Annotated in this window: 15 protein-coding genes and 1 tRNA gene; 10 read left to right on the forward strand and 6 right to left on the reverse strand. The window is 71.5% G+C overall.

Annotated elements, in window-relative coordinates:
* Positions 1-35 precede the first annotated feature (35 nt).
* The 3 genes from RIU97_RS04180 to RIU97_RS04190 form a co-directional block, all read right to left on the reverse strand.
* Positions 36-545 carry a hypothetical protein gene (locus tag RIU97_RS04180; RefSeq protein ID WP_404953399.1) on the reverse strand — a complete coding sequence of 170 codons (510 nt, stop codon included), beginning with the start codon at positions 543-545 and terminating at the stop codon, positions 36-38.
* Positions 521-1267 carry a hypothetical protein gene (locus tag RIU97_RS04185; RefSeq protein WP_404953400.1) on the reverse strand — a complete coding sequence of 249 codons (747 nt, stop codon included), beginning with the start codon at positions 1265-1267 and terminating at the stop codon, positions 521-523. Before RIU97_RS04185 ends, RIU97_RS04180 begins: the two co-directional genes overlap by 25 nt.
* A 91-nt stretch (positions 1268-1358) precedes the next feature.
* The gene (locus RIU97_RS04190) at positions 1359-2150 is read right to left on the reverse strand and encodes an SDR family NAD(P)-dependent oxidoreductase (RefSeq protein ID WP_404953401.1); all 792 of its coding nucleotides are present in this window, start codon (positions 2148-2150) and stop codon (positions 1359-1361) included.
* A 140-nt stretch (positions 2151-2290) separates the two neighbouring features.
* Between RIU97_RS04190 and RIU97_RS04195 the strand changes: the two genes are divergently transcribed.
* The 8 genes from RIU97_RS04195 (at position 2291) to lysA (ending at position 13064) form a co-directional block, all read left to right on the forward strand.
* Complete coding sequence (locus RIU97_RS04195; protein WP_404953402.1) at positions 2291-2863, forward strand: TetR/AcrR family transcriptional regulator; 573 nt, start codon at positions 2291-2293, stop codon at positions 2861-2863.
* A 38-nt stretch (positions 2864-2901) separates the two neighbouring features.
* The gene (locus tag RIU97_RS04200) at positions 2902-3330 is read left to right on the forward strand and encodes a cytochrome P450 (protein WP_404962751.1); all 429 of its coding nucleotides are present in this window, start codon (positions 2902-2904) and stop codon (positions 3328-3330) included.
* A 411-nt stretch (positions 3331-3741) separates the two neighbouring features.
* Complete coding sequence (locus tag RIU97_RS04205) at positions 3742-5229, forward strand: xanthine dehydrogenase small subunit (protein ID WP_404953403.1); 1488 nt, start codon at positions 3742-3744, stop codon at positions 5227-5229.
* Entirely contained in the window at positions 5226-7625 is a 2400-nt protein-coding gene (gene xdhB / locus RIU97_RS04210) for a xanthine dehydrogenase molybdopterin binding subunit (RefSeq protein WP_404953404.1), read from the forward strand. The genes RIU97_RS04205 and xdhB overlap by 4 nt, the downstream gene beginning before the upstream one ends.
* Position 7626: 1 nt before the next feature.
* Positions 7627-8493, forward strand: a complete 867-nt coding sequence (xdhC, locus tag RIU97_RS04215; protein WP_404962752.1) for a xanthine dehydrogenase accessory protein XdhC — start codon at positions 7627-7629, stop codon at positions 8491-8493.
* Positions 8494-8631: 138 nt separating this feature from the next.
* Positions 8632-11118 (forward strand): SpoIIE family protein phosphatase, encoded by a 2487-nt coding sequence (locus RIU97_RS04220; protein WP_404953405.1) that lies wholly within the window; start codon positions 8632-8634, stop codon positions 11116-11118.
* Positions 11119-11380: 262 nt separating this feature from the next.
* Positions 11381-11716, forward strand: coding sequence for an SAV_915 family protein (locus tag RIU97_RS04225; protein ID WP_404953406.1), 336 nt, complete (start codon positions 11381-11383; stop codon positions 11714-11716).
* Positions 11717-11729: 13 nt separating this feature from the next.
* Positions 11730-13064, forward strand: coding sequence for a diaminopimelate decarboxylase (gene lysA / locus RIU97_RS04230; RefSeq protein ID WP_404953407.1), 1335 nt, complete (start codon positions 11730-11732; stop codon positions 13062-13064).
* A gap of 93 nt (positions 13065-13157) precedes the next feature.
* Here the strand turns inward: lysA and RIU97_RS04235 are convergent.
* A tRNA-Met gene (locus RIU97_RS04235) sits at positions 13158-13234 on the reverse strand.
* A gap of 147 nt (positions 13235-13381) precedes the next feature.
* A complete protein-coding gene (locus RIU97_RS04240; RefSeq protein WP_404953408.1) occupies positions 13382-13747 on the reverse strand; it encodes a hypothetical protein in 366 nt (121 codons plus the stop codon).
* A 554-nt stretch (positions 13748-14301) separates the two neighbouring features.
* On the opposite strand from RIU97_RS04240, the gene RIU97_RS04245 reads away from it, so the two are divergent.
* Both RIU97_RS04245 and RIU97_RS04250 read left to right on the forward strand, forming a co-directional pair.
* Positions 14302-15354: a serine hydrolase domain-containing protein gene (locus tag RIU97_RS04245; RefSeq protein WP_404953409.1), complete on the forward strand. Its 1053-nt coding sequence runs from the start codon at positions 14302-14304 to the stop codon at positions 15352-15354.
* A gap of 24 nt (positions 15355-15378) precedes the next feature.
* Positions 15379-15912, forward strand: a complete 534-nt coding sequence (locus tag RIU97_RS04250) for an HAD domain-containing protein (RefSeq protein WP_404953410.1) — start codon at positions 15379-15381, stop codon at positions 15910-15912.
* Positions 15913-16125: 213 nt separating this feature from the next.
* Here the strand turns inward: RIU97_RS04250 and RIU97_RS04255 are convergent, their stop codons facing one another.
* Entirely contained in the window at positions 16126-19236 is a 3111-nt protein-coding gene (locus RIU97_RS04255) for a hypothetical protein (RefSeq protein ID WP_404953411.1), read from the reverse strand.
* Positions 19237-19374 lie beyond the last annotated feature (138 nt).

Genomic DNA, 19374 nt, shown 5'->3' on the forward strand with positions numbered 1-19374 from the left:
ATCCACCACCCCGGGCAAGAGCCATCAGACACCGCCTAGCCGGCGCTGACGGCCGTCACGTGCGTGGTGCCGTCGCGCAGGGAGGTGATGCGGACCTGGCCCGCGGGGAAGGGGTCCCTCCCGTTCGGGCCGGGTATGCGCGCGAACGGGGTCCAGGAGCCGTTCGGCTGCCTGGTGTTGTGCCAGATCCGTCCGTCGAGCCCGACCGCCACGACCTGGGCGGAACCGTCGGGCATCCCGGTGATGCCGATGGCGCTGGCCGCCATGGTTGCGGTGGTGACGCCGCGCGGGGGCAGGAAAGCGGTCCAGGAGCCGTCGGGCCGCCGCAGCCGGTGGTACACCATCCCGTCGAGCCCGATCGCGAGCACCTGGGAGGAACCGTCGGGCAGGCCGGCGATCGCCAGGGCCGGGCCGGAGAACGCCGGGGCCCCGTTGTAGCCGCCCAGGCGCCCCCAGGCCGTGCACGCGCCATCGCGCCCGCGGACGCAGTGGTACATGGCACCGTCCGTGCCGTATCCGATCAGCTGGGCGGACCCGTCGGGCATGGCGGCGATCGACACCTTCGTCGCTCCCCAGCGGCGGCGGAGCTGGTGTTGTGGTCGGAGGTGGCGATGAAGTTCAGCCCTTCATGGCGGGCCGCCGTGACGATCTCGTCCACCGTGCGCTTCCCGTCGGAGTGCACGCTGTGCAGGTGCAGGTCGCCCCGGTACCAGCCGGGCCCCCGCCCCGCCACCGAGGTTGGCAGGATGTCGTACGGGGTCCGGGGCAGCGGGTCGCCGTGGTGCAGGGTGACCTCGACCTGCCAGGCCATGCCGCCGGCGGCGCCGACCATCGGCCCCAGGATGACGGACCAGCCGCCGGGTTCGACGGGCCCGGGCACGTAGCCGGGAGTGGCGTCCGCGGCGGAGAGGGTGAACCCGGCCCGTTCACCGCCCGACCAGCCGCGGAAGCCGGAGGGGCCGAAGATCCCGAGGTCGAGGATGCCGGCGGCGGCGTCGTGGGAGGTGGAGACGGAGATCCGCTGCACTCCGGCGGGGACGTCGAAGGGGACGTACGCCCACTGGTCGTTGCCGTACGGGGCGCGGCCCTGGTAGGTGGTGGTCACCGTGTCGGTCCCCTGGCCCCTGGTGGCGGCGTGCGCGATCGGTGCGGGAACGAGCGCGGCGGCTCCGCCCGCGGCCAGCAGGGCCCCTAATCGGAGCAGGGACCTGCGCTCGACACCCGGGCCGGGGTGGGGAGCGCCGTTCGGAAGGTGTTGACTCGGCACGGCCGTGTTCTCCGTTCACGTGGGTGGCAGGGAAGACGTGCAGGCGTGCGGCGTACAGGTGCGGGGGGCGTGCAGGTGCGGGGGGGCGTCGCTAGCGGCGAGAGCGCTGGGCGTCGACGATCCGGCGTACGGAGCCGTCGACGTCCGCCCGGGCCTGGACCCGCTCGGCGAATCCGGGGAACTGCCCGGCGATGGCGCTCAGCAGCCGCAGCTCCAGCGGCGCCACGTTGACCTCGCACCGGTCGCGGCGTACGGCTCGTACGACGCCGTCGGCGACCTGGCCGGGCGTCACGGTCCTGATGCCGTTCGGCGGGGTGGCGCCGGTGTCCGCGAACATCCCGGCGTCGCGGACGAAGCCCGGCTGGACGAGGGAGACCCCCACCCCCGTACCGCGGAGTTCCTGGCGCAGGGCGAGGGCGAATCCGCGCAGTCCGAACTTCGTCGCGTTGTAGAGGGAGGTCGACTTGGTCGCGGCCTTGCCGGAAATGGAGCCGATCAGCACGATGTGGCCGCGGCGGCGGGACACCATGTGCTCCGCGAGCAGCCGGGACAGCAGGACGGGCGCGCGCAGGTTGACGTCGAGCGCGCGGTCGAGCTGGTCCTCGGTGTAGTCGAGGAGGTCGCCGCTGGCGGGGAGTGCGGCGTTCGCGACGAGGATGTCCGCCTCGGCGCAGGCCTCGGCGAGCCGGACCACGTCGGCCCGGACGGCCAGATCGGCGACCACGGTGCGGGCGCCGCAGGCGTCCGCGGTGGCCTTGAGGGCTTCCTCCCGCCGCCCGGTGACCGTGAGCCGGGCCCCCTGCGCGGTCAGGCGCTCGGCCAGGGCGGAGCCGATGCCTCCGTTGGCCCCGGTGAGCAGAACGTTCGATCCGGATATGTCCACGACGACTCCCGTACGGCGAACCTCGACTGTTCGTTCGAACGAACAGTAGGGATCGGTCCGCGGCCTGTCCACACCCCGGACGCCCCAACTCCCCTTGCCCGAGCGGGCCGTCCCGCCGCCCGATGGGGCAGAATGTCGACATGCCCCATGCCTCCGACACCCGCCAGAGCATCATCGACGCCGTACTGCGGATCATCGGGCAGGACGGCATCGCCGCCGTCACCAACCGGCGGATCGCCAAGGAGGCCGGAGTCTCCCTCGGTTCCGTCACCTACCACTTCGCCACCCAGCACGAGCTGCTGCGCGAGAGCCTGCTGCACTTCGTGGCCGAGGAGACCCTGCACTTCACGGCGCTCGCCGACGCGTGCTCCGACGAGCGCTTCGACATCGGTCAGGCGGCCGAGGTGGTGGCGCAGGTCGCGGGCGGCAACGCCTTCGACAGCCGCCACATCGCACCCTTCGAGCTGTACGTCCAGGCGGGCCGCGACGAGCGGCTGCGCGCCGCGGCGGCCGAGTGCTTCGCCGCCTACGACCTGCTGGCCACGCGGATCCTCACCCATCTCGGCGTACCGGACCCCGAACGCCTGGCGGGCGCGGCCGTCGCCCTGGTCTTCGGCCAGCAGCTGCGCCGCCTGGCCACCGGCGCCCCCGCCGAGGACCTCGTCGACACCCTGCTGGTCCTCACCAAGCTCACCCCGACGCAGACCCCGTAGGACACCTCCTGTCCGGCGACGGCTACGGCTACCGCCGGATCGCCCGGCACCCCGGCGAAGCGCCCGCCGCCGTCGAGGAGACGCTGCGTCTGGACCCGCCCCTGATCGGCTGGCTCCGCACCACCACCCGCCCCCTCACCCTCGCCGGCACCGACCTCCCCGAAGGCGCCCGCCTGCTGCTCCTCATGCACTCCGCCGCCCGCGACGAAGCCCACGGCGTCCACGCGCCCGGCACCTTCGACCACCGGCGCACCGGCACACCCCCCACGCTCAACTTCGGCGCGGGCATCCACTACTGCCCCGGCGCCCAGTACACCCGCCTCGTCGCCGGCCGGACCCTCAGCACCCTCACCCAGGCACTGCCCGGCCTCGCTCTCACCGCCCGATCCCCCGCTCCCCGCCCGGCCGGCCTCGTCCTGCGCCGGCCCACCCTGCTCCACGTCCACTGGCAGCGCCACGACCGATAGCGCCGCGCCTGGTTTCGCGTACGAATTCCCGCGGCAGGAAGTGGCGGGCTTTCGTGGAATCCACCGACATCCGCTTGACCGATGAACCCGCGGCAACGTAGCTTCGACCGCACCCACCCATGAGCTGCTGGAAGGAGGCGAAGCCGGATGTCGACCATCTCCGAACTCCTTCGCCTCTCCCACCAGATCGCCTGGGCTCCGGGTCGTGTAGCACACGGCTGCTGAGCAGCCCCTTGTCGGCGTGCCCCTTTTGCGGCCCCGACACCTTTCCATCTCTGTCACCGTTTACGGCACGCCGTCGCGTGCCGATGTGCCGCGCTCCGGGTCTCGGGCTGCGCCACTGAAATAGAAAGCTCCTGAAATGGCGACTAGGACAGTCAGAACCACCGCACGCCGAAATGAGGACGTGCCATGGTAGCGGCGCGGATCACGGTCAACGGGAAAGAATCACCCATTTCCCCGGCCGCACCCCACACCACGGTGCTGGACTATCTCCGCGAGCGCGGCCTCACCGGCACCAAGGAGGGCTGCGCCGAAGGGGAATGCGGCGCCTGTTCGGTCCTGGTGGCCCGCCCCGGGGTGAACAAGCCCACGGACTGGGTGGCGGTCAACGCCTGCCTGGTCCCGGTAGCGGCACTCGACGGTCAGGAGGTCATCACCTCCGAGGGTCTCGCCACCGCCGGCGAACCCGGCACGCCGGCCGTGCTGCACCCCGTACAGGAGGAAATGGCCGTCCGTGGCGGCTCCCAATGCGGTTACTGCACACCGGGATTCATCTGCAGCATGGCCTCCGAGTACTACCGGCCCGACCGCTGCGCGCACCCGGACCCGGCCGACGGCGCCGACTCGGACACCGGCTCCGGCTCCGGCTCCGAGCACGGTCCGAACGGTTTCGATCTGCACGCGCTGAGCGGCAACCTGTGCCGCTGCACCGGCTACCGCCCCATTCGCGACGCCGCGTTCGCCGTCGGCACGCCCCCCGAGGACGACCCCCTGGCGCAGCGTCGCGAGCAGTCCCCGCCCGAACCGGTCGCCACCGAATACGCCCAGGACGACAGCGCGTTCCTGCGGCCGAGCAGCCTGGCGGACGCGCTGAGGACGCTGCGCGAGCGACCCGATGCGGTGGTCGTCGCCGGAAGCACCGACTGGGGCGTGGAGGTGAACATCCGCTCCCGCCGGGCGAATTGCGTGGTCGCGGTCGACCGGCTGCCCGAACTGCGGGAGCTGCGCGTCGAGTCGGACAGCATCACGATCGGGGCGGCGCAGACGCTCACGGAGATCGAACGCCGCCTCGACGGCAGCGTCCCGCTGCTGGCGGAGCTGTTCCCGCAGTTCGCATCCCGGCTCATCCGCAACAGCGCCACCCTCGGCGGCAACCTCGGTACCGGGTCCCCCATCGGTGACAGCCCGCCTGTGCTGCTCGCGCTGGAGGCGTCGGTGGTGCTCGCGGACGCCGACGGTGAGCGCGAGGTCCCCCTCTCCGACTACTTCACCGGCTACCGGCAGAGCGTGCGCCGTCCCGGCGAGCTGATCCGCGCGGTCCGCATCCCGCTGCCGCTGTCGCCCGTCACGGCCTTCCACAAGATCGCCAAACGGCGGTTCGACGACATCTCCAGCGTGGCGGTCGCCTTCGCGCTCGACATCGAGGACGGGATCGTACGCAAGGCACGCATCGGCCTGGGCGGCGTGGCCGCCACCCCGATCCGCGCCCTCGCCACCGAGGCGGCCCTGGAGGGCAAGCCGTGGGCGGCGGAGACCGTCGCGGCCGCGGCCGGGGTGCTGCGGGCCCAGGGCACGCCGATGGACGATCACCGCGCCAGCGCCGGCTACCGCTCCGCGATGCTCGGCCAGAGCCTGCTGAAGCTGTACGCGCGAACCACCGAGGCGGTGTCGTCATGAGCCATTTGTCCCAGCGCCCCGAAAAGCCCGTCGTCGGGGTTTCGATGCCGCACGAGAGCGCCAACCTGCACGTCACCGGCGCCGCGCTCTACACCGACGACCTGGTCCACCGAACCAAGGACGTCCTGCACGCCTACCCGGTCCAGGTCATGAAGGCCCACGGCAGGATCACCGCGCTGCGCACCGGGCCCGCGCTCGCCGTGCCCGGTGTGGTCCGCGTGCTGACCGTCGCCGACGTGCCCGGCGTCAACGACGCCGGAATGAAGCACGACGAACCGCTCTTCCCCGAAGAGGTCATGTTCCACGGCCACGCCGTCGCCTGGGTGCTCGGCGAGACCCTGGAGGCGGCCCGGCTCGGTGCCGCGGCCGTCGAGGTGGAACTCGACGAGAAGCCCTCCGTGATCACGCTGCAGGAAGCGATCGCGGCGGAGAGTTTTCACGGCGCCCGGCCCGTGATGCTGACCGGCGACGTGGACGCCGGTTTCGAGGACTCCGCGCACGTGTTCACCGGCGAGTTCCAGTTCTCCGATCAGGAACACTTCTATCTCGAGACGCACGCGGCGCTGGCCCACGTCGACGAGAACGGGCAGATGTTCGTCCAGAGCAGCACCCAGCACCCCTCGGAGACGCAGGAGATCGTCGCGCACGTGCTCGGCCTGCACAGCCACGAGGTGACCGTGCAGTGCCTGCGGATGGGCGGCGGCTTCGGCGGCAAGGAGATGCAGCCGCACGGGTTCGCGGCCATCGCCGCGCTCGGCGCCAGGCTGACCGGCCGGCCGGTCCGGGTGCGGCTCAACCGGACCCAGGACCTGACCATGTCCGGCAAGCGCCACGGCTTCCACGCCACGTGGAAGATCGGCTTCGACGCCGAGGGCCGCATCCAGGCCCTGGACGCCACTTTGACCGCGGACGGCGGCTGGAGCCTGGACCTGTCCGAGCCGGTGGTGGCCCGCGCGCTGTGCCACATCGACAACACCTACTGGATCCCCCACGCGCGCGTCACCGGTCGCATCGCCAAGACCAACAAGGTGTCCAACACCGCCTTCCGCGGCTTCGGCGGACCGCAGGGCATGCTGGTGATCGAGGACATCATGGGCCGGTGCGCGCCGCTGCTCGGACTGGACCCGATGGAGTTGCGCGAGCGCAATTTCTACCGGCAGGGCCATTCGACGCCGTACGGACAGCCGGTGGCCCACCCCGAACGGATCTCCGTCATCTGGCAGCAGGTCCGGGACGACGCCGCCATCGCCGATCGCAAGCGCGAGATCGCGGCCTTCAACGCCACGCACCCGCACACCAAGCGGGCGCTCGCGATCACCGGCATCAAGTTCGGCATCTCGTTCAACCTCACCGCCTTCAACCAGGCCGGCGCGCTGGTGCTGGTCTACAAGGACGGCTCGGTCCTGATCAACCACGGCGGCACCGAGATGGGTCAGGGCCTGCACACCAAGATGCTGCAGGTGGCCGCGACCACGCTCGGCATTCCGCTGCACAAGGTGCGGCTGGCCCCGACCCGCACGGACAAGGTGCCCAACACCTCCGCCACCGCCGCCAGCGCCGGCGCGGACCTCAACGGCGCGGCGGTGAAGAACGCCTGCGAGCAGATCCGTGAGCGGCTGCTGCAGGTGGCCGGCACCCAGCTGGGCGCGAACGCCTCGGACGTGCGCATCGTCGAGGGCGTCGCGCGCGTCCTCGGCGACGACAAGGAACTGGCCTGGGACGACCTGGTGCGCACCGCGTACTTCCAGCGGGTGCAGCTGTCGGCGGCGGGCTTCTACCGGACCGAGGGTCTGCACTGGGACGCGAAGGCTTTCCAGGGCTCGCCTTTCAAGTACTTCTCCTACGGCGCCGCCGCGGCCGAGGTGGAGGTGGACGGCTTCACCGGCGCGTACCGGATCCGGCGGGTGGACATCGTGCACGACGTCGGCGACAGCCTCTCCCCGATGATCGACATCGGTCAGGTGGAGGGCGGTTTCGTGCAGGGCGCGGGCTGGCTGACGCTCGAGGACCTGCGCTGGGACGCCGGCGACGGGCCGAACCGCGGTCGGCTGCTGACCCAGGCGGCGAGCACCTACAAGCTGCCGAGCTTCTCGGAGATGCCCGAGGAGTTCAATGTCAGGCTGCTGGAGAACGCCACCGAGGAGGGCGCGGTCTACGGGTCCAAGGCGGTGGGTGAGCCTCCGCTGATGCTGGCGTTCTCGGTGCGGGAAGCACTGAGGCAGGCGGCCGGGGAGTTCGGGCCCGCCGGAGTGAGCGTGGAACTCGCCTCCCCGGCGACACCCGAGGCGGTGTACTGGGCGGTCGAAGCAGCCCGCACGGGCGGGGTGCAGCGCGGCGGTCACGCCCCGGGCGGCAGCGAAGTCCCCGCCGACGCAAGCGCTTTGAGCAATGTCTGACATGAGCTGGGTGGCCGCGGTCGCACGGTTGCGGGCACGCCGGGAACCCGGCGTGCTCGTGACCGTCGCGACCGTGCGCGGCCACGCGCCCCGCCGGGCCGGTGCCAAACTCGTCGTGGGACGGACCGAGACGTGGGGTTCGATCGGCGGCGGCAACATCGAGGCCGTCGCCATCGACCGGGCGCGCGAGCTGAACGGCGCGGCCGATCCGGAGCCGGAGCTCATGGAGTTCGCCCTCAACGACAAGGTCACCGGCCCGCACGGGGTGCAGTGCTGCGGCGGAGCCGTCACGGTGCTGCTCGAACCGCTCCCGGTGGTCCAGGCGGTGGCGGTCTTCGGCGTCGGGCACGTCGGACTGGAACTGGCGCGCATCCTGGCCCGCCACGACCTCGATCTGCACCTGATCGACACCCGCCCCGACATGCTCACCGGCGAACGGCTCGGCGTGCTCGCGGATGCGGTGGCGCACATCCACGTGCACCACACCCCGCTGCTGCCGGAGGAGGTGCTGGCGGAGCTGCCGCCCGGCGCCCACGTCCTGATCATGACCCACGATCACGCCGAGGACGCCGCGCTGTGCGACACCGCCCTGCGCACCGCCGGTCTCGGCTCGATCGGACTGATCGGCTCGGCCGCCAAATGGGCGCGGTTCCGCCGGCGCCTGGCCACCGAGGGCGGCCACGACGCCGCCGCCATCGACCGGATCAAGACTCCGATCGGAGTGGCCGGGATCACCGGAAAGGAGCCCGCCACGATCGCGGTGAGCGTGGCGGCGGACCTGCTCCGGACCTTCGAGCAGGAAGCCCACCGGGCCGTGCCGGACACGGTTGCCGCGGTGGCGTACCCTCCGCCGGCCGGCAGCGCGTGAGCCGGCACGGGACGCGGCACCCGGCCCGCACCCCGTGACCGGCGCCTGAAGCGGTCCGGATGGCGCAATGCCTCTGGCTCTCGCTGCGGACAGCGACCAGCATGGGGGCAGCGGGACCCGCGGACGAGATGGGCACGCATGCGCGCCACTGAGAGCAACCAGGAGTATCCCTTCGCTGTCACGAACACGGCCGCGGCACTGCTGGACGGCGCCGGGACGGTCGTCGCCTGGACTCCGGCGGCCGAAGCCCTCCTGGAGCGCCGCTCCGCGGACGTGTGCGGCCGTCCGGCACGGGACCTCCTGGCGGACGCGGGCAGCTGGGAAGCGGTCCTGTCCCAGGGCAGGCGGGGGGCGCAGGAGGGCTGGGAGGGCCGGGCCACCCTGCGGCACGGCTCAGGGGGCGAGCTGGAGATCGGCTTCCGCGTCATCCCGCTGGACGACGGCGCGCGGGGGGACGCGGGCCGCTGCCTCGTACTCGGCGCACCCATGGCGCTGGTCGCCCGATGGCGGCAGGACCACGCCTTCACGCAGGAACTGTTCCTGCAGGGCCGAGTGGGCCTGGCCGTCTTCGATGCGGAACTGCGCCTGCTGCGGACGAACTCGCACCTGTTGCCGTACACGGGGGTGCCGGTCGAACTGAGCGGCCGGCGCCTGGCCGACTTCCTGTGGGCCGAGGACGCGCGGATCATCGACGACCGGCTGCGGGAGGTCATGCGCAGCGGGATCCCCCTGATCGGTTTCAACACGACCGTGCGCACCTTGGACGACCCGAGAGGCGGCCGGGTCGTGACCATCCAGGCGTTCCGGCTGCAGGAACCCGACGGACATCCGATGGGTGTGGCGACGGTGTTCACCGACGTCACCGACCACGAGCGCTCGCGCGGGCGCCTGGACCTGCTGTACCGCGCGACCGGAGCGCTGGGCGGTTCGCTGTCCGTGCTGCGCACCGTGGAGGACCTGGTCAAGGTGCTGGCGCCGGCGTTCGGCGACTGCGCCGCGGTGGATCTGGCGGAGACCGTTCTGACCGGCGGTGAACCACCCGCTGACGGGCCTCTCGCGCTGCCACTGCTCCGGATGGCCGTCGCCGGAGCGGAAGCGGACGTGCTGCGTACGGGTACGGCCCAGTTCTTGGCTCCTCTCCCCGCGGCCGTTCCCCACCCGGCCTCGACCGGGGCGGGCGTACCCGAACCGGCTGCGCCCGGGGCGCGGGAGTGCCGGGGAGAGCTGGTCACCGGCCTCGGAGCCCCGCCCGCGGGGCACGGGAACGACACGGCCCCGGAGTGGGCCACGTCCGTCCCGGGTGCGCATTCGGCGATGACGGCGCCGCTGTGCGCCCGGGGCATCGCGTTCGGGAGGCTCACGCTCTGGCGCACGGGGGACGCTCCCCCGCTGGAGGACGACGACCTGGCACTTCTGGAGGAGATCGCCGCCCGTGCGGCCGTCGCCGTGGACAACGCACGGCGCTACACCAAGGAACGCCGCACCGCTGTGGGCCTGCAGCGCAGCCTTCTGCCGCCGGCCACCTCGGAGACGCCCGCGCTGGAAGCCGCCAGCGTCTACCTGCCCGCCGACTCCGACAGCGGTGTGGGCGGCGACTGGTTCGACGTCATCCCCCTGTCGTCGGCCCGTGTCGCCCTGGTGGTCGGGGACGTCGCCGGTCACGGGTTGTACGCCACGGCCATGATGGGCCGCCTGCGCAGCGCCGTACGCGCGATGGCGGACTTGGAACTGGAACCGGAGGAACTGCTGGCGCACGTGGACGACATGGTCCTGCAGGTCGTCGCCGAGGCGGAGAGCGGCGACCCGGAAGACGGCGACGCGGGCACGCTGGTGCCGAGCGGACCGGCCGGGGCCACCTGCCTGTACGCCGTCTACGACCCGGTCGCCCGAAGCTGCGTCATGGCGAGCGCCGGACACCCGCCCCCGGCCGTGGTCAGCCCGGACGGAACCGTGGAGTACGTAGACCTGAGCCCCGGCCCGCCCCTGGGGGTCGGTGGCTGGCCCTTCGAGCCGGTCGAGCGCGGTCTGCCGCCGGGCAGCGTCCTCGCCCTCTACACCGACGGCCTGATCGAACGCGGAGAGGGGGACGTCGACGAGGGCATGCGCAGCCTGGCCGACCGGCTGCTGCGCGCGGACGTACTCGGCCGGCCGCTGCGTCAGGCCCGGCACGACATCGTGGAAGGGTTGCCTCCGGGCAGGCTGAGGGACGACGTCACCCTCCTGCTGGCCCGTACCCGGGCGGTGGAGGCCGACTCCATCGCGACATGGCAGCTCGACCCCGACCCGGCGATCGTCGGCGACGCGCGCCACCTCGTCCTGGATCAGCTGACCGCCTGGGACCTCGATGAGCTCGCCTTCAGCACCGAGCTCATCGTCAGCGAGCTGGTCACCAACGCCATTCGCCACGCCGGTGGCCCGGTCCGGCTCCGGCTGATCCGGGCGGACACCCTGACGTGCGAGGTCTCGGACTCCAGCAACACGCAGCCGAGGATGCGGCGTGCGAGGAGCTCCGAGGAAGGCGGGCGCGGCCTTTACATCGTGGCCCAGCTCTCGCACCGCTGGGGCAGCCGCTACACCGCGGGAGGCAAGACCGTCTGGTCCGAACAGCACCTGCCCCTCGCGTGACCGTCCGCAGGCGGCGCCGCTGCCGCGGTCGGGGCGGCGCAGCACCCCTCTCACGTCAAGATCCATGACAATGAACGGATTCCTGACGCCGCCCGGGAACAGCCGTCAGTGATCCGTATGGACTTGGCCGGTCTCCGTAAGAGCCCCGTTACGGAGCTGCCTCAGGAGGGGGAAGCCGCGGATAGCTTCGTTGTCGCGCCCCGGACCGCCTCCCCGCATCCGGGGCCCCACCTGCCACTCGTGGTTCCTCTGGGAGGGCCCCATGTGTTTGTTCCCGTACGACGACGACCCCGAGCCCGAAGAACCGATCCCGGCCGGACCTCGCTACGTGCCCGTCCGGCCGGGAACCGCGGAGGTGGTGCTCCGAATGTTCCGCACCCCTCTGGGCGACCGCACCGCCGTCGCATTCACCCGCCCCGACCTGCTGGCCACGACGCTCGGCGCACGGCAGCCCTGGATCCGGCTGTCCGAGTCCGCGCTCCGCGCGCTGACCTCGCCACTCGGCGCGTGCCTGCTGACGATCGACCCGACCTTCACCGCCCCGTCCGTCACCCCGGTGCCGGCGCCGCCGGCCGGGGTCGCGGTCCGCGCTCTCTGAGAGGGAAGTCCCGATGACCATTGCCGTTCTCTCCGAGGTCGCCGCCGGCGCGGAGGACCTGTCCATCTGGCCCGCGTCCACGGAACTGCTCCCGCACGGCGGCCTGGCCGTCGGCGGGGTGTCGCTGGCGGAGGTGGCCGACCGGTTCGACACCCCGGCCTACGTCCTGGACGAAGGGGAGGTGCGCGGGCGCTGCCGGACGTATCTTGACGCCTTCCCCGAAGCCGACGTGCTGTACGCCGCCAAGGCGTTCCTGTCGCGGGCCATGGTGCGCTGGGTACGGGAGGAGGGGCTGGGCCTGGACGTGTGCTCGGCCGGGGAGCTGGAGCTCGCCGTCACCGCCGGGTTTCCGCCCGAGCGGATCGTCCTGCACGGCAACGCGAAGTCGCCGCGTGACCTGGAGGCGGCGCTGCGGCTCGGCGTGGGGCGGATCGTCATCGACGGTCCCTCGGAGATCGCCCGCATCGCGGCGGCCGTCGGCCCCCACGGGCACCAGAAGGTCATGGTGCGGGTGGTACCGGGCGTGTCGGCCGGCGGCCACGACAAGATCCGTACCGGTACGGACGACCAGAAGTTCGGCCTGTCGCTCACCGACGGGGGCGCGCAGCACGCCATCACGCGCATCCTCAGCCAGCCGCAGCTCGAACTGACCGGCCTGCACTGCCACATCGGCTCCCAGATCACCGACGTGAAGCCCTACCTGGTGGCCCTGCGCCGCATGGTCGGGCTGATGGCCCGCATCCGCGACGCGCACGGCACCGTCCTGCCCGAGCTGGACATGGGCGGCGGCCACGGCATCGCCTACCGGCCGGGCGAGCCCGCCCTCGACCTCACCGCGCTGGCCCGGCGGTTGCGCGCCGAGCTCATCGAGGGCTGCGCGGCCGCCCGGCTGACCGTCCCGCGGCTCGCCGTCGAGCCCGGACGGGCCGTGGTCGGGCCGGCCGGAGTAGCCCTCTACCGGGTGCTCGCCGTCAAGCACACCGGCGAGAAGGTGTTCGTCGCCGTGGACGGCGGCATGAGCGACAATCCGCGGCCCGCCCTGTACGGGGTGCGCTACGCGCCCCGCCTGATCGGCCGCCGCTCCACGGCCGGCCCCCGTACGGCCACGGTCGTCGGCCGGCACTGCGAGGCCGGCGACATCCTCGCGGCCGACGTGGAACTGCCCGGCGACATCCGCCCCGGCGACCTGCTCGCCGTGCCGGTGGCGGGCGCCTACCAGCTGTCGATGGCCTCCGGTTACAACCTCGTCGGCCGGCCCGCGGTCATCGCGGTCCACGAGGGCTCGGCCCGGGTGCTGGTCCGGCGCGAGACCCTGGAGGACTTCCGCAGCCGGGACATCGGCGCCTAGAGCTGCCGGCAGCGGGAATTCTACGATCCGGTGCCCGGCCCCGATGGGTCGGGATGCGAGAAGGGGCCCGGCTAAGCCGGGCCCCTTCTCTTCTGGTAGCGGGGACAGGATTTGAACCTGCGACCTCTGGGTTATGAGCCCAGCGAGCTACCGAGCTGCTCCACCCCGCGTCGGTAGTGCCACTCTACACAGTGATCCCGGCGGGGCAGTACGCATGTGCGGCCGGGAGCGCTTGCCCCCGATGGCACACCCCGACTCCGCCGGCGCTGAACGCCGTGGTCGGTGGTGGAGGTCGGCTGCGGGGCGACCGCGCGAGGTCAGGAAGTGCGCTTCAGGGTCCAGGTGTTGGGGTTGAAGCTGGGGACGGCGGAATAGCGGCAGCCGCTCGAGTAGTAGGTGTTGGTGATGGTCCAGCCGACGGGCGGCCACGTGGATGCGCAGGCGTTGACCTGGGTACCGACCGGGTAGCCCCTGAGGTCCTTGATCTGCTTGGTGTTGGGCGTGAAGCCGGAGCCGCACCCCCCGCTGTTCCACCACTGGGCGTCCACCCAGCCGTCCGGGGTGAGCGTGCTGGAGCACATGGTGAGCGTGTCGCCGGGTGCCGCCGAGGCGGGGCTCGCGGTGATCGCGAGGGCGGTAACGGCCATGGTGGACAGGGCGGCGGCGAAACGGGGGCGGATCACGAGACGTTCCTTCCTCGGCACGCTGGGATCGCCGCCGACCATCGGCAGGCCGTGCCAGGCGCCTCGTCATTGCTATCCGACCAGCGCAGGCCGCAGACAGTCACCTTTTGGGCATAACCCTGCGGTGGTTTAGCGCCGCTGCCGACGCGAGATCAACGCCCGTCACGGTGGTCGGCGCGCCCGCTCCACGACCTGGAGGCGGCGGTCAGCCCATCGGACGCATGCCTGCCTGCCCGGTTCTTGCGCGACGGGCCCATCGGGCGCTGCCCTCAGGCTCCTTGACCGGGGTACGGCGGCTCCTTGAGCGGCGTACGGCTGCTGGTGCGCTGGCTGTGAGGCGTACGGCTGTCCACCGTACGGGACCGGGACTGCGGGGCCCGTACCGGCCGGGGCACGAGAGCGGCGTGCTCACTCCCCAACGCGACATCAGCCCTTGCGCGCCGCAGCCAGCAAGGTCACCGCCTCGCCGTACTGCTCAGGTCGCAGTGCCGACGGCCGGAAATCATCATCAGGGCGCACCGGTCGCAAGGGGGGATGCCGCCATGATGTCCGTCATGGCACAAGAACTCGCAACGCTCGCCCAGCAGACCGCGGACCGGCTGGCCGAGCAGCACGTCGGCGCGGTGGTGGCCGCGGTGGCGGACGACGTCGTGGAGATACGGGGTGCCGGAAGCACCGGCGCGCACCACACGCGTGTCCCCGGCCCCCGCACCCTGTTCGAGATCGGCTCGGTGACCAAGGCCTTCACCGCCCTGGCCCTGACGCGCCTGGCATCCGCCGGCACGGTGGGCCTGGACGAGCCGCTCGCCGATCTGCTGCCCGCGGGGACGGCCGTTCCGTCACGGGCCGGCCGGCAGATCTCCCTGAAGCATCTGGCCACCCACACCTCCGGCCTGCCCCGACTGCCGAGAGGCATGCTGCTCCAGGCTCTGCTGCGCCCGTCGAAGCCGGATCCGTACGCCGCCTGCACGGCCGACGCCCTGCTGTCCGGGCTGGCCGGCACCCGTCTGGGGGCCGCTCCGGGGAAGCGGTTCCGCTACTCCAACCTCGGCGCCGGGCTGCTGGGGCTGGCCCTCGCCCGTCGGGCGGGCACGGAGTACGAGACCCTCATCACCCGGGAGATCTGCGCTCCCTTGGGCATGACCGACACCGTCGTGACGGTGGACGGCACCCGCTCGGAACGCTCCGCTCAGGGCCACGCGCGCCGCGGGCGGCCCGCCGCACCGTGGCACCTCGCCGACCTGGCGGGAGCGGGCGGCCTGCGGTCGACCGCGACCGACCTGGTGGCCTTCGTACGGGCCCAGCTGGACGGCGGCCCCGCAGAGCTCGCCGAGGCGATCCGCCTGAGCCGTGCGTTCGAGCACCGCAGGAATTCCTTCACCTGGGTGCACCTCGGCTGGATGGCCCACCGCCTGCACCCCCGGCAGGGCGGCCACCTCCAGATCTGGCACAACGGAGGGACGGGGGGCTTCTCCTCCTTCGTGGGGTTCGACCCGGAGAAGCGGCTCGCCGTCATCGCCCTCGGCAACACCCAGCGCCCGGTGGACGGCCCTGCCTTCGACCTCCTGCGCACCCTGCAGACAGAGCGTGCGGCCAAGCCAGCCTGACCGGCGACTCGGTACGATACGGTCATGGCCGGTTCTGCCCAGCGCCCCGTACTCTTCCTCGACGTCGACGGTCCACTCATCCCGTTCGGCGCGACGGGGCACTACCCGACGTATCAGACTGCCGCCGAGTCGGCCGGGGGCGACGCTCACCCGCTCCTGACCAGGATCGACCCTCAGCACGGACTCCGGCTGACGGCGCTGTCGTGCGATCTGGTCTGGGCCACGACCTGGATGGCCGACGCGAACGCGTTGATCGCTCCACGAATCAGCCTGCCGCACCTTCCCGTAGTGATCTGGCCGGAGCCGTCTGCCACTGACGACCAGGACGAACGGCGCGGCCTCCACTGGAAGACCCGCACTCTCGTCGAGTGGGCCGCTCAACGGCCGTTCATCTGGGTCGATGACGAGATCACCGATATCGACCGGACCTGGGTCTCCACACACCACCGAGGACAAGCCCTGCTGCACCGCGTCGACGCCCGCCAGGGCCTCACGGACGTCGACTACACCGCGCTGGGCGCATGGCTTCGCACGGCACGTGCGGTGCTCGCCCCATAGGGGCGAGCAAGGCCAACCGGCTCACCCTCGCCCGTGCCGAGTCCGGGGCCCGTTTTGACGGGCCCCGGCGGCATGCGGGTGGGCACGGACGGCGGCGGAGTCGACAGCGGCAACCCAGTCGAGGTCGCCTTCGGCATCGGCGGCTCGATCCGCACCCGCTGCGCGTCAGTCAACGACACACAGCAACCACGATCAGGTGATCCAAAAAGCGGCCTAGGGCTGCACGATCCTCACCGCGTCGCAGCCGAAGAAGCGATAGGTCCGTCCGGTGGCACCGTCGATGAACGAACCCTTCGCGCAGGCTTCGGTGTCTCCCCGCCGGAGACCGGAGGGCGCCGAGGCGAAGTGGAGCATCATGTCGGGGTCGCCGTCCCTGACGCGCTCGACCGGAGTCGTGGTGCGTTCGACCAGGTCCTCGACGTGGCCCCTGTCGTGCACTTCCGTGCTCCCGCCCGTACCGCCGTAGACGACGCCCCGCGGTCCGAAGCGGACGGTGAGCGGCTGGATGGTGGTGGCGTTGAAGGCCAGCGGGAGTGCGAATTCACCAGCCCTGGTCGTCAGGGCGCCGACCGGTACGGTGTCGGCGGGGATGTTGATGGAGTTGGGATTGCCGCCCGGCTTGATGTTGATCGCGACGGGCACGACGCAGTCGAGGGTGAACTCGGCCGGCCGGTGGTTGTTGGCCGCGACGGGGTCGGTGTCGTCGGGCCGGGCCGGCGTGATGGACGCCGTGAACCGGTAGCTGTGCGATCCCGGCTGCGCACAGCCGAGGGTGAAGGTGCTGTCGAACGACTGCGGAGCCCCGACCGCGAGTGCGGGGACGTTCCGAGTCGACGAGGAAGGCGTCACCGTGGCCCCCGGGTCGGCCGTGGCAGCGGTGACGACCACGGCGTCCATCGGGCTGGACGGGCCGTTGTTCGCCACCGTGCTGTGCAGCGTGACATCAACGGTCTGCCCGATGAGTACCTGCGTGGGCGGTGCCGTGGGGGCGAAGGACGTGACGGCGAGGTCGGCGACGGCGATCACCCTGGTGTCGGTGGTGGCGCTGTCGTTGTCCGCCACCGGGTCGGGACCCGCGAGGTTGTCCACCACCGCCCGGTTGGTGAGGGTGACCGGGCCGCCGGCGTCGTACACGAGGTCCGCCGGCACGTGAGCGGTGATCGTGACGGTGCGCGACGCTCCGGCGAGGAGGTCGCCGACGCCGCAGGTCACCGTCGCACCGGACGCGTGGCATGCCGCGTCGTCGCTGACGTAGGAGACCTGCGACGGCAGGGTGTCGACCAGGGTCACCGCGGCGGCCGGCTTGAAGCCGTGGTTGGTGACGATGGCGGTGTAGACCACGTCCGTTCCGGCCGCGACCGGGTCGGGGTTGTCGGTGACGGCGACCCCGACGTCGGTGCTGTTCTGCTCCTCGTGCATCGCCAGCAGCTCGCTGGTGGTGGGGACGTCGTCGCTCTCCGGGTTGATCGCGGCGTTCGCGGAGTCGCCGAACTGACGGAACGGCAGGGACACGGAGTTCCAGTCGTCGGAGCCGTTCAGGGTCTCGTTGGTCGAGGTGTTGATGCAGCCGGCGGGAATGGGGTTGGGGCCGGGGCCCGCGTTGTCGATGTTCGTGGCGGGCACCGTCGGCTCGAACGGCGGATCGCCGTCGCGGTTCCAGTCAGGGCTGGTGTTCAGGTTGTTCGGGACCTTCTGGCCCGTACTGTCGACGAACACGAGCCGGTTGACCGGGTCGGCCGCGTCGAGGACGGTCGGTTCGACCAGGGCGTTCTCCCTGAGATCGGGCAGAGGACCGGTCCTGCGCGATGTGCCGTCAACCGTCCTCCTGGGCGGCGAGTAGTCGAGGACGGTCCCGCCGCCGACGCGGGGGATGCCGTCCTGCAGGTCGTAGTTCATGATGCTCACGTAGTTCGGCTTGCAGTTGGGTTCGTCCTGGTGGCCGCCGTGGCGCAGGTTCAGGTTGTGCCCGAGCTCGTGCATGACCGTGCCGGCGTCGAAGTTGAAGACGGTGAAGTCGTTGCCCCCGATCTCGCCCTGGCCACCGCTCTGATCCGGGCATGTGGCCACACCCGGCTGGGCGGCGATCTGGCCGTAGTGGTAGATCAGCCGTCGGTTCCTGTTGAAGTTCAGGTTCCTCGACGCGTAGAAGGCCGGGTCGAGGCCGCACGCACCGGGCGCGGCGATGACACTGCCGCCGCCGAGGTTGTCGCCGACGAGGCAGTCGGGGTCCTGGGCCTCGGGGAAGGTGTCGCCGTCGTCGTTCACGCCGTCCCCGCAGTTGGTCGGCTGCGGGTTCTCGACGCTCGCATCGAGGTAGTCGGTCTGCACCCTGTTGCACGTGGGGTCGTTGCCATCGACCAGCCCGTCCGTGCCGTTGTCGATGCCGTCGGAGCAGGTGCCCACCGGACCGCCCTCACGGCCCGCCGGGTCGCGAAGGCCGCCGGTGTCGACATGGAGATTGATGCCGGGCACGCCGTCGGGGTTCGGTGGCGCGTTCACCCCGAAACCGCCGTTGTCCGCCCGCCTGCTCGACGCGGTCGCGCCGACGTCGGGCGGCGCGGCCGCGAACGCCGCCTTCATGGCCTGGATGCCCGCGCGCGTGGGCTCGCGCCCCGCCTCCCAGTCCAATTCCAGGAAGATGTCCTTGTGGGCTGCCTTGGCTCCCATCGCCGGCAGGTCCACATCGATGGTGCCGTCACCGTCTTCGTTGTACCCGTTGCGCTCCCAGCCGTCGAGCAGACCGTCGCCGTCTGCGTCACCGCTCGTCGAAGTCGTGCTGATGTCCCAGCACACCTTGACGGCGGGCTCGTCCTCGTCGGATCCGGCGTCTCCGTCGCCCGACGAACAGGACTGCGGCCAGTTCACATTGTCGGTTTTGTTGACGGCGGTGTCGCGCCACTTGCCGTCGAAGTACGAGACGGTGAAGTCGAGGTTGTCGTCGTCGTCGTGCGGGGTGTCGTCGCCCAGGTCGTCGCCCGAGGTGTCGTCCGCGTCCCAGATCTGGATCCTGACGGGGACGTTCTGGATGGTGTCGGGCAGCTCGGTGGAGAGGACCCAGTACGGGTCGATGCCGGAGACGTTGTCGATGGTGGGCGTCCGGTGCTCGACGTTGTTGATGAACACCTTTGCGTAGAAGTCGGGGTGGCCTTCCAACGCGGCCTCGAGCCCCTCGGCGGAACACGGATCGACGCACCCGACGTGGGTGATGGTGACCGAGAACGGGCGGGTGCCCGCGGCCTGTGCCTGGGCCGGCACGAATGCCGGCAGGAGCGCAAATCCCGCCAGGGCGGCCATGGCTCGCAGCCGTTTTGCGGTTCGTCGCATAGAAGTCCCTCTCGTCGCGGGCGTCAACGCCCCCAGGAACGCAAAGACAGCGATCCGCCGCACGGGAACGAGACCGGCACGCCGACCGCGCGCGACAGTTTGCCGGTTAACTTTCTGCAAATCCCAGACCTTCACCGG

It is taken from the genome of Streptomyces sp. 147326 (genome assembly GCF_045000215.1).
In the GTDB taxonomy this organism is placed as follows: domain Bacteria; phylum Actinomycetota; class Actinomycetes; order Streptomycetales; family Streptomycetaceae; genus Streptomyces.

What these genes read in the sequence shown, in the direction of transcription:
- RIU97_RS04255 (WP_404953411.1), bottom strand. Translation starts at nt 19,236, where the DNA reads ATGCGACGAACCGCAAAACGGCTGCGAGCCATGGCCGCCCTGGCGGGA.
- RIU97_RS04205 (WP_404953403.1), top strand. Translation starts at nt 3,742, where the DNA reads ATGGTAGCGGCGCGGATCACGGTCAACGGGAAAGAATCACCCATTTCC.
- RIU97_RS04220 (WP_404953405.1), top strand. Translation starts at nt 8,632, where the DNA reads ATGCGCGCCACTGAGAGCAACCAGGAGTATCCCTTCGCTGTCACGAAC.
- xdhB (WP_404953404.1), top strand. Translation starts at nt 5,226, where the DNA reads ATGAGCCATTTGTCCCAGCGCCCCGAAAAGCCCGTCGTCGGGGTTTCG.
- RIU97_RS04225 (WP_404953406.1), top strand. Translation starts at nt 11,381, where the DNA reads ATGTGTTTGTTCCCGTACGACGACGACCCCGAGCCCGAAGAACCGATC.
- RIU97_RS04180 (WP_404953399.1), bottom strand. Translation starts at nt 545, where the DNA reads ATGCCCGACGGGTCCGCCCAGCTGATCGGATACGGCACGGACGGTGCC.
- lysA (WP_404953407.1), top strand. Translation starts at nt 11,730, where the DNA reads ATGACCATTGCCGTTCTCTCCGAGGTCGCCGCCGGCGCGGAGGACCTG.
- xdhC (WP_404962752.1), top strand. Translation starts at nt 7,627, where the DNA reads ATGAGCTGGGTGGCCGCGGTCGCACGGTTGCGGGCACGCCGGGAACCC.
- RIU97_RS04245 (WP_404953409.1), top strand. Translation starts at nt 14,302, where the DNA reads ATGGCACAAGAACTCGCAACGCTCGCCCAGCAGACCGCGGACCGGCTG.
- RIU97_RS04195 (WP_404953402.1), top strand. Translation starts at nt 2,291, where the DNA reads ATGCCCCATGCCTCCGACACCCGCCAGAGCATCATCGACGCCGTACTG.
- RIU97_RS04250 (WP_404953410.1), top strand. Translation starts at nt 15,379, where the DNA reads ATGGCCGGTTCTGCCCAGCGCCCCGTACTCTTCCTCGACGTCGACGGT.